This is a genomic window from Lacrimispora amygdalina (assembly GCF_003432035.1).
GTDB lineage: Bacteria > Bacillota > Clostridia > Lachnospirales > Lachnospiraceae > Lacrimispora > Lacrimispora amygdalina.
Map to the genome: position 1 here is coordinate 85,596 of NZ_QOHO01000043.1, position 10,200 is coordinate 95,795.

Genomic DNA, 10,200 nt, shown 5'->3' on the forward strand with positions numbered 1-10,200 from the left:
GTTATTTGTTAGATAGAGAGATATACGGATACGACTTTGAGTGCTATTCAAAGATCAATTGGTGGTGCTTGACACTAATCAATAAGGAACAAAGAGATAAACCTATAACAATTATTAATGATAGAAATCAATTAATTGAATTTTTCAACCAACATCGTGACGCAATATATGTCGGATATAACAGTCGACAATATGATCAATTTTTATTTAAAGGTATTTTAGATGGTATTAATCCATCATACATAAATGATCAATTAGTGGAATTTGGAAAAAAAGGTTATCAAATTGTCAGAAATGCAAAAAAGTATCATCTTAATAATTATGATGTGATTTTAAAAGATCGCTCTCTTAAACAGTTGGAAGCCTATATGGGAGATATGATTAAAGAAACAGATGTACCTTTTGATATTGACCGATTACTAACTGAAGAAGAAATTGAACAAATTATTGCTTATAATATTCACGATGTGAAGGAAACGTTACGTGTTTTAGATGCCACGATGGATGACTTTGAAGCTCAGTTAGATATGATTTCTATGTTTGAATTAGACATGGAAATGTTTAATAAAACAAAGGCACAATTAGCTGCTTCTATTCTAGGAGCAGTGGATCAACATACACTCGATGATGAATTTGATATTACCTTACCCAAAAATCTAAAAATGCCAGGTAAATATCAATATATTATAGATTGGTACAACAAGCCAGAAAATAAAAGTTATAAATTACCTTTGAAGACAGAAGTTGTGAGCAATAGTACTAGACAGTTAGTTACTGTAGTAGGAGGAGTACCTTGTGTATATGGGTATGGTGGACTGCACGGAAGTAAAGATAATGAAATATTTGAAGGTATTTTAGTGACAATGGACGTAGCAAGTTTGTATCCTTCATTAATGATAAATGAGGGGTTTGCTAGTAGGAAGCTTAAAAATCCTAAAGACTTTGAAAATATGAGGGATAGAAGATTAGAACTCAAAAAAGCAAAAGATAGTCGTCAGAAGCCTTTGAAAATTGTTATTAACAGTGCATATGGAATATTAAAAGATATCAATTCTGCCTGTTACGACCCAGTTCAAAGTAATAACGTTTGTATTGCAGGGCAACTCTATCTTACTGAATTGGCCGCTAGATTAGAGGACTTGTGTGAAATCTTGCAAATTAATACAGATGGAATCTATGTAAGAGTAAATACATTAGCAGATGTAGATAAAGTGAAAGCTATATCTAAAGAATGGGAAACAAGAACTAAACTTGATTTGGAATTTGATGTTTATGAACACGGTCGATTAGTACAGAAAGACGTAAATAATTATTTGCTGATTGACTTAGATGATGGACATTATAAGTGTAAAGGAGCATACGTCAAGAAATTATCGTCTATTGATAATGATCTGCCAATTTTAAATAAAGCAGTAGTTAATTATTTTGTTCACGATATTCCTGTTGAACAAACTATCAGGAGTACAACAGAATTAATAGAATTTCAAAAAGTTATTAAACTGACTAATTTATATAAAGGCGTTGTATATGGTGAAGGTAAAAAAGTAAAAGTTGATGGCAAAGATAAAATTATGGTGGAAGATGGAACACCTTTAAAAGAAAAAGTACATCGAGTTTTTGCTTCTATTAGACCAGACGATAAAGGAATTTATAAAGTTAAGATTGAAAAGGGTAAGAAGAGTTATGAGAAAGTTTCGTATACACCAGATAAGTGTTTTATCAATAATGATGATATTCAAGGGGTAACTGTCCCTGACTACTTGGATCTTCAATATTATATAGATGCCGCTAATGATAGAATAAAGCAATTCCTAACGAAAGAAGAAGTTAAAATAGATGAAACACCAAATGTCCTATTTGATTTTATGTGTAACAGCAAAAACTTCTATGAATTTTTAGAAAAGTGTAATTCACATGGAATAACAAAAAAAGTTTTAGAAGGTTATCTTATAGCTGATTGTTGCTCTGTGTATGGAAAGACTCAGAAATTGTTGACATTTAGAGATTATTTTACAGTGTTGTACGGGAAAGAAAAAATAACTGTCACAACACTCGATAAGAAGATTACAGATAATGCAATAAAGCAAATAATTATTCAATGCTCAGAATTATCTAAATCAGGTAAGTCTTATAACAATTTAGATTACAAAAAAGCATTGCAATTAATATTTGACACGTTGGAGAATACTCATATTAATCCATATGAGATTATGGAAATGCAGGTATCAAAATTCAATGAGGTTAGATACCGCGATGAAACTTTATCAACGAATAGATGGTTTGTACTAAATACAAGAAATGTAGTATCTCCAAATATTATTATTTATAACATGAACAACGGAGAAATAAAGTATCAGAAGGTTAGAAAAGACGTATTTAAAATTCTACCTCTACAAGATGGAGATATCATTGATGTAATCAAGACAGAAAAAGAATTTAGTAAAAAAATTATTGGAAAAGATGATGAGGGATTAAACATAATAGCAGCAGATATTACTAGAGAAAATGAGGTGATTACACAATACGATCTTGTTTTTAGAAATTATGGAAATGGAAAATCTCTTATACCAGAAAGTGAGGTTTGTTAATGGACGAAGAGAAAATTTTAAAATTTGAATGTACTCTGGATTGGATTATATTTCCTAAGTATGTGAAAAAAGTGGAATCCAACGAATTTGCAATATTCAGAGCGAATATTACAAAAGCATTAGATAATTGTAATGAGGATATGGATCAAATTAAATTAAAAGGAAATACATGTAGTTTGGAGTTCGGAACAACCTATAAGGTATTTTGTAAATTAGCAGACGTACATGAACAGTATGGTAATACATATGAAATAGTATATATCAGCAAATGTATCGATATATCAAGTAAAGATAAACAGAAAGAGTTCTTGAAAAATGTACTGAACGAAAATTTGGTAGATAAGTTATTTGAAGAATATGATGATGTAATCAAACTTTTAGAGAATAGAGATGTTAAATCTTTAATGAAAATAAAAGGAATAGGAAATCAAGTAGCTTTGAAGATGATTGACGAGTTTGAGGAATCCAAAGATTACAGTGCAATTTATATGGAACTTGGACAGCTAGGTTTGACTCATACGTTTATCAAGAAACTTGTTGATTTTTATCATTCGCCAGACACAGTAATTGATGTGGTGAGAAATAATCCATATGACCTTGTTAGGGTGGAAGGTGTTGGGTTTAAAAAAGCTGATGAGGTGGCATGTAAAGTAGGTGTTGGTCAGTTTGATATTCGTAGAATTAAAGGATTTTTGTTACACCATTTAAACGAGCAAGGTGAATTAGGAAAAAGTTATCTGAATTATCAAGAATTAATGAAAGCTTTGTACGATACTCTTGGTTTTGTTCCGGAAGAAGTAGTGAACTCCACAGCAAAGTTAATGATTGAAAATAATGATGTAGTTGTATTAGATAACGGTACTAAAATTGCATTGAAAAAATTCTATGATTTAGAGAATAACATTATGTCAGAACTAATTAGATTGCAGATTGGTAAAATTGAAATTATTGAAACTGACACTAAAGATGACGAAATTCTCCCAGAGTCGGAATTACATATGGATTATATCCCTAAGTCATTCAATATTGGAAATTGGGAAAGTATAGTAAGTAGAGTAGAAGATGAACAAGGATTTACATTTACAAATGAACAAAGAGCTGCTATTAAATTAAGTCTCGATAATCATGTAATGGCACTTACCGGATTGGCCGGTGCTGGTAAAACAAGTACCGCTAATGGAATTTGTTCATTATATGATAATTACAATATTTTGGCTTGCGCATTATCAGGTAAAGCAAGTGTGCGCATTACAGAGGCCACCGGACTCCCAGCAAGTACGATTCATAGAGCACTTGGATATCAGAATGGACAGTTCATGTTCAATAAGCTAAATAAATTGGCTGTGGATATTGTTCTTATAGATGAAGCTACTATGATAAATGGAACATTATTTTTATCTTTATTAGAGGCAATTCCATCAGGCGCAAAGGTTATTATCATGGGTGATGTTCAGCAGTTGACACCAATTGGAAACTGTCAAGTTTTTGCTGATATTTTGGATAGTGATGTGTTACCAGTTGTGAAATTAACTAAACCACACAGACAAGCTCTTATGAGTGGAATCATTCCTACTTCAATTAAGGTAGCATCACAAGAACAGATTTTCTCAAACAGTTTTGATGGAAGTGTAGTTTTAGGTGAGTTGAAGGATATGGAACTCGATATCACCGGAAATAAGGAATCTCTTTCAAATAATATCATAAGACATTTTCAGAGCGAAATGGACAAATATAAAGATATCATGGAAGTTCAGGTTTGTGTTCCTATGCGATTAAAGGGAGAATTATCCTGTTATAACATCAATGCAAAGATTCAGGATATCTATAATCCTAAGTTCAATGATGGTAATGAGATAGAAATTCTTTTAGAAAAGAAGAAGGAAAATGTAAAAAAATATTTAATACGAGTAGGAGATAAGGTCTTAAATACTAAGAATAATTACAAATGTGTAAATTCTAATGGTGATAACACTCCTGTTTTCAATGGAAATATCGGAATTATTAAAGAAATTGGAGATGATGGATATTGCATTATTGATTTCGTAGGAATTGGGGAAGTTGTATTTAGTAAAAGTGATTCAAAAAATTTAGAATTAGCATATGCCTGTACAGTACATAAAATGCAAGGTAGTGGATTCACGTCAACAATTGTTGGTATGGACAGTAGCAGCTTCATTATGAATAACTCAGAATTGTTATATACAGCTTTGACCAGGGCAAAAAAATATTGCATCCTTGTTGGAAATAACTTTGCTGTTTCAAAAGCTATTCAAACAAAAGAGGTGAAAACCAAGCAGACATTTTTACGAGACATGTTACTTGAAAATAAATTCAGATTAAAAGAAAAAGATGAGAAAATAGCATAGGAGGATTTGATATTGAAATTATATGAATTAACGGGTCAGTTTTTAGAATTAATGAATATGTTGGAAGATGCAGAATGTGATGAACAGATGATAATGGATACTCTTGAAGGAATTGATTTTGAAATTGAGGAAAAAGCCGACGGATATGCCAAAATCATTAAATCTTTAGAATCAAATATTAAGGGGTTGGACACAGAGTCAGAACGTCTAATTAACCGAAAAAAGGTATTAGAAAATAGAATTAAATGGTTGAAACAAAATCTTGAAATGTGTATGAGAGTTACTGGAAAGAAAAAGTTTACAACTGACTTATTCTCATTCAATATTCAGAAGAATGGTGGCAAAAGAAAATTAGTCATTGATGTAGATGTAGAAAAGGTTCCAAAAGAATATAGAATTGAGCAGCCTGATGCAATTGACGGAGATTCTATTAGAGAATATTTGAAAGAGAATGGACTTGAAGGTCAGGACGGTTCCCTTAACTGTGAATTTGCTCATTTAGATCCACAGGGAGAAAGCTTAAGGATTAGATAAGTATTTTTCAAATAAAACATATTTTTGATTGGGAAATGGAGGACGTTTAATGACAAACGGAGAATGGGTTAGAAGTATGAATGATGAGCAGCTTGCTTTTTTCATAAATTTAGGAAGACCAAGTTGTAATGATATTTGTGAAGATGCTAGGACTGGTTGTGCTTCTGGTTGCAAGCATCATTGTGGGGAAGATATTTTACGTGAGTGGTTGAAGAAAGAAGTCGGTGCTTAAAATGACAGAGAAAGTTAAAAAATACAGGACGAAACATAAGAGATGTAAATACTGTAAACATCTTAGAGTGGTTATCCGACGTGATAATACTGGCGGTGATTATTATCGTTGTGAAGCAAAAGAAAAAGTTATTGGAGATTATTTTCTGGACATGACGCAAGTACCAAGATGTTTCTGTCAGTGTTATGAGGTAAAAGAAGATGACAAATTATGAAGTAGATTATGAGTCTGATAAGAAATAGCTTAGATAAAAGAATTGGTATTGGCGTTTGAAAGAGGTAAATAAATGTGGTTTGTTTGGTTGGTAAGAACTGGAATTTTAATATTTTGGATTATGGATATTTGTAATATGCCATTTATGGAGATGTTTGATACTACATATCCACTTAATACATTGTTTTGGTTCTTGGTATTGTTTTTTACTGGAACAATTAATTTTAGTTATATCAGAAGATAATAGCGTTAATGAAACAGTGGTTTCAAAAGGAAAATTAATCAATATATAGTGTGTGAAGTGAGATTGGATTACTATATATAGTATGCGAAAGGAATAAAAAAATGACAATATTAGAAATGCTAAATAAAGCTCAAACCGACGGAAAGACATATTATGACTTTGATATGAGATATAACAAAAAGTATGGTTTTCATGATTGTGAAGGTGAACCATGGGATAATAAAGGTTTTGTAAATGTGAATGAAATCTTTGAAGGAGATACATGGGAAGAATTAGATCCTGAAGATGATGTGGATTATGAAAAGCCTATGTCTATTGAAGAAACTGAAGAAGAACTCGGATACAAAATCAAGATTGTACAGAAGAAATGAGGTGATAGGCATGATGTGTTATGACGTAAACGAAGGGTCATTCCCATTGACTCTGCAAGAGTGTGAATGTATTCAAGCTTTATGTAGTGAAAGAATTTCAGAAATGAAGAAAGATTTAGATAAAAAAGATTCTCATAAGTTTATATTAATTAAGGGTTTGGCAGGTAAAATAGGTGGATTTGCTGAGTTAATGTATGCTCGTGGAGAAGCAGAAAATCTGAAGATTAAAGAGGATTATAATTTGAGAAGAGAGTTAGAGAAAATTACAAAGAATGGAGAATAAAATGGCAGAAGTTATATGTGAAACAATTGTGACAGTTGTTATAATTTTATGCATTGCATATGTGTTAACACATTAGAACGAGTATTCAAAGGAGGATTTGATTGAGTAAAATAGATAGAATTAGAGAATTAGTAGAAGAACTTAATAAGGCTGTCAATGCTTATTATAAATATGATAATCCCATTATGACAGATAAACAATATGATGATTTATATGATGAATTGTCTGAGCTTGAAAACGAGACAGGATACATATTGACAGGATCTCCAACGCAGAAAGTACAGGGAGAGGTAGTTGACTTTCTTGAAAAAGTGGAACACAAATATCCAATGCTTTCTTCCAACAAAACAAAGGATTTAGACGTTGTACGTAAATTTATTGGTGACAGAGATGTAATTCAGTCATGGAAGCTTGATGGACTGACAGTGGTTGCAGAATACAGGAGGGGATTTCTTTATAAGGCGGTCACTAGAGGAAATGGTACTATTGGAGAAGATGTTACTCACACATTCAAACATTGCGTGAATCTTCCTGTCCAGTTGAGGAAACCAGTAGACATTACTTTCCGTGGAGAATGTGTTATCCCTTGGGGCACATTCGATAGAATCAATTCTGAATTAGAAGAACCCTATTCTCACCCACGTAATCTTGCAGCCGGGACACTTAGGCAGCTAGATGCTAATAATGCCATTGAACGGAAGTTAGAATATTACGTTTTTGATGTTATAGATGGATTTGACTGTGGAAATCTAATAGGAGATTATGCTTATGCTTCAGGATTGGATATGCCAGTCGTAGAACATTGCATGGTCAAGAATTTGGAAGAAGATTTCAACAAATTCAATCCAGAGAATTTTAGGCTACCGGTTGATGGTATTATTTACCGTTATGATGATACAGGATATGGAAAATCACTTGGAACCACATCACATCACCCACTCGATATGTTAGCTTTAAAATGGCAAGATCAGCTATATGAAACGAAACTGACAGATATTGAGTGGAACACGTCTAAAACGGGCTTAATTAATCCCGTTGCTATTTTTAACCCGGTAGACCTTGACGGAGCTGTTACCACGAGAGCTACTTTGCATAATGTATCTTATATAGAAGATTTAGAACTTGGTGTCGGGGACACTATTATGGTTTATCGTGCTAATATGGTAATTCCTAAAGTCCACGAAAATCTGACAAAGAGTAATACATGGAAGCTCCCAGATAAATGTCCGTGTTGTGGCGGAGATGTAGAAATCCACAATGAGAACGGTAGTAAGACACTCCATTGTTGCAATGATGTCTGCCAGGCTAAGTTGTTATCAAGGCTTACCCATTATGTCAGTAAGAATGCTTTGAACATTGATGGATTTTCAGAAGCTACAATAGAGAAGTTTATGGAGATGGGTTGGCTGACAAATTTGTCTGATATCTATACTCTTCACGAACACAACAATGAAATGATGGTTCTTGATGGTTTTGGAAAGAAATCAACGGAGAAATTATTAGCTGCTATCGAAAAATCCAAGACAACAACTCTGGAAAGATATCTTTATGGGTTATCTGTACCTCTGATCGGTAAAACGGCCAGTAAGACTATCAGTAAATATTTTAAGGGCGACTATGCGAAATTTGTTGAAGCATTGGAAGATAGATTTGACTTTTCACTGTTAGAGGATTTCGGAAGTACCATGAATAAGAGTATCCATGACTGGTATGAAAAATATAGCGATACAGAAGATGCCTACATTCCTATGCTATTAGATTTTAATATTCCAAAGGTGAAGTCAAGTAATGGTAGTAGCGTTGATTTGGCTGGGAAAATATTTGTAGTCACCGGGAGTCTGTTGCATTATTCAAACAGGAACGAACTTGTGACAGAGATTGAGGGGCTGGGCGGTAAAGTATCGGGATCTGTATCCGCTAAGACTAATTATCTCATCAATAATGATAGCATGAGTACATCTGGTAAAAATAAGAAGGCACACGAATTGAACATTCCCATCATCACAGAGGAAGAATTTTTGAAACTAATTGATAAGTAAAGGGAGAATGAATATATGACAGATTCCGAAATTGAACATTACATAGAAAACAGAGGGCATTATCTTACCCAGGACGAGATTCATCACATTCTGGACGTGGAGAGAAATCCACAGATTGACCATTATGAGCTGTTGAGTGGAACATATAAGGCATGGACAAACAGTGGTGGTTATTTTGAGTTTTTTAAGAGATAGGACAAGAAATACGAGATTTATCCAGATTGGAGGAATTATGAAAGTAACTAAATTTAGGAATGAAGGAACTGAATATGAAGAATGGTTTTGCCCTAACTGCAATAGATGGTTTGCGCCGTGGTCTTATCATATCTTTGGAGGAAAGGCAGAGACAGAATGTACTCGTTGTGGAGAAAAACTTGTAACTAAAACCGACGAAGAAATTGACCAAGAAAATCGTGAGTATGAAAAACAAAAGCAAGACGAAGCGGGCAATAGACTTAGCAAAAGAGCGTATGATAACTATGTGACGGGTGGGTGGTATTAAATGCAGTCATTAAAAGATTACATAAACGAAAGACATAGTCAGTTATCTAGTGACGAAATTCTACATGTACTGGACGACAGAAATTATCCAGAAGTTGACCATTTTGAAAAGGTCAATGGGGTTTATAAAATGTGGAACGAAGACGGTGAGTATTTTGAATTTATGAAAAGGGAGTGGAGTTAAGATTGGAGGTGGTATTATGTTTAAGAAGTTGAAAAAATATATACAAGACACAGAAGAAAGTTTGAGGCTAGCATCGATGTCGTGTAAAACAAACGAAGATACTCCTCAGTGTGCTTTAATTGAAGAATTAAGGAACTTACAGCATGAAAAGTACGATGCTGACAATATGAATTTAGAATCTGAAATGTATCAGATCTTAAAAGGAATATTTGGAGATATGGGGTATTACAGAACTAATTCGTATACCGTATTTGGTTATTCTTTAGGAAGAGCAATAAATGGAAGAGAATATATTCCATCTATAATTGTCAGCAGAGTAATAGAAGAACTAAGTAAATATAGAGATTACGCAGTGAAATATGAAAATAAGAAGCAAAGACGTATGGAACTAGAAAAAAGAATAGAAGAAATCAAACTTGAGTTAGGCATTAGATAAATTCTGTATTTTAAAGGAGAGGGGAGAGCTAATGATTCTTCGAAAAATCAAGCCAGAGGAGCTACTGTTTACAGGAGATATAGAAGACGATAGAACAAATACATATTTAACTCTGGCAGATTACGATTGGATGAATTATACACTAAAGACCAGATTTGTGACAAAAGAACTTGGAGTTTTGAATATTAAGCCCGAATTATTCATGATAA

At 33.1% G+C, this 10,200-nt stretch carries 11 protein-coding genes; all 11 read left to right on the plus strand.

Features of this window, described 5'->3' with window-relative positions; translation table 11 throughout:
• Positions 1-5: 5 nt before the first annotated feature.
• The 11 genes from DS742_RS14450 to DS742_RS14505 all read left to right on the plus strand — a co-directional run bounded on the left by DS742_RS14450 (position 6) and on the right by DS742_RS14505 (position 9,991).
• A complete protein-coding gene (locus DS742_RS14450) occupies positions 6-2,588 on the plus strand; it encodes a hypothetical protein (protein WP_117417680.1) in 2,583 nt (860 codons plus the stop codon).
• Entirely contained in the window at positions 2,588-4,954 is a 2,367-nt protein-coding gene (locus DS742_RS14455; protein WP_117417681.1) for an AAA family ATPase, read from the plus strand. Before DS742_RS14450 ends, DS742_RS14455 begins: the two co-directional genes overlap by 1 nt.
• A 12-nt stretch (positions 4,955-4,966) precedes the next feature.
• Complete coding sequence (locus DS742_RS14460; RefSeq protein ID WP_117417682.1) at positions 4,967-5,488, plus strand: siphovirus Gp157 family protein; 522 nt, start codon at positions 4,967-4,969, stop codon at positions 5,486-5,488.
• A 49-nt stretch (positions 5,489-5,537) separates the two neighbouring features.
• The gene (locus DS742_RS14465) at positions 5,538-5,720 is read left to right on the plus strand and encodes a hypothetical protein (RefSeq protein ID WP_117417683.1); all 183 of its coding nucleotides are present in this window, start codon (positions 5,538-5,540) and stop codon (positions 5,718-5,720) included.
• Positions 5,721-6,278: 558 nt separating this feature from the next.
• The gene (locus tag DS742_RS14475) at positions 6,279-6,548 is read left to right on the plus strand and encodes a hypothetical protein (RefSeq protein ID WP_117417685.1); all 270 of its coding nucleotides are present in this window, start codon (positions 6,279-6,281) and stop codon (positions 6,546-6,548) included.
• Positions 6,549-6,558: 10 nt separating this feature from the next.
• A complete protein-coding gene (locus tag DS742_RS14480) occupies positions 6,559-6,831 on the plus strand; it encodes a hypothetical protein (protein ID WP_117417686.1) in 273 nt (90 codons plus the stop codon).
• Positions 6,832-6,932: 101 nt separating this feature from the next.
• The gene (gene ligA / locus DS742_RS14485; protein ID WP_117417687.1) at positions 6,933-8,870 is read left to right on the plus strand and encodes an NAD-dependent DNA ligase LigA; all 1,938 of its coding nucleotides are present in this window, start codon (positions 6,933-6,935) and stop codon (positions 8,868-8,870) included.
• Between the two features lie 15 nt (positions 8,871-8,885).
• Positions 8,886-9,065 carry a hypothetical protein gene (locus tag DS742_RS14490; protein WP_117417688.1) on the plus strand — a complete coding sequence of 60 codons (180 nt, stop codon included), beginning with the start codon at positions 8,886-8,888 and terminating at the stop codon, positions 9,063-9,065.
• 37 nt (positions 9,066-9,102) lie between these two features.
• Positions 9,103-9,372 carry a hypothetical protein gene (locus DS742_RS14495; protein WP_117417689.1) on the plus strand — a complete coding sequence of 90 codons (270 nt, stop codon included), beginning with the start codon at positions 9,103-9,105 and terminating at the stop codon, positions 9,370-9,372.
• Positions 9,373-9,555, plus strand: a complete 183-nt coding sequence (locus DS742_RS14500; RefSeq protein ID WP_117417690.1) for a hypothetical protein — start codon at positions 9,373-9,375, stop codon at positions 9,553-9,555. It abuts the gene before it with no gap.
• 16 nt (positions 9,556-9,571) lie between these two features.
• Positions 9,572-9,991 (plus strand): hypothetical protein, encoded by a 420-nt coding sequence (locus tag DS742_RS14505; protein ID WP_117417691.1) that lies wholly within the window; start codon positions 9,572-9,574, stop codon positions 9,989-9,991.
• Positions 9,992-10,200 lie beyond the last annotated feature (209 nt).

Coding starts and splice junctions, on each gene's coding strand:
- DS742_RS14455 (WP_117417681.1), top strand. CDS start 2,588: ATGGACGAAGAGAAAATTTTAAAATTTGAATGTACTCTGGATTGGATT.
- DS742_RS14465 (WP_117417683.1), top strand. CDS start 5,538: ATGACAAACGGAGAATGGGTTAGAAGTATGAATGATGAGCAGCTTGCT.
- DS742_RS14475 (WP_117417685.1), top strand. CDS start 6,279: ATGACAATATTAGAAATGCTAAATAAAGCTCAAACCGACGGAAAGACA.
- DS742_RS14480 (WP_117417686.1), top strand. CDS start 6,559: ATGATGTGTTATGACGTAAACGAAGGGTCATTCCCATTGACTCTGCAA.
- DS742_RS14490 (WP_117417688.1), top strand. CDS start 8,886: ATGACAGATTCCGAAATTGAACATTACATAGAAAACAGAGGGCATTAT.
- DS742_RS14495 (WP_117417689.1), top strand. CDS start 9,103: ATGAAAGTAACTAAATTTAGGAATGAAGGAACTGAATATGAAGAATGG.
- DS742_RS14500 (WP_117417690.1), top strand. CDS start 9,373: ATGCAGTCATTAAAAGATTACATAAACGAAAGACATAGTCAGTTATCT.
- DS742_RS14505 (WP_117417691.1), top strand. CDS start 9,572: ATGTTTAAGAAGTTGAAAAAATATATACAAGACACAGAAGAAAGTTTG.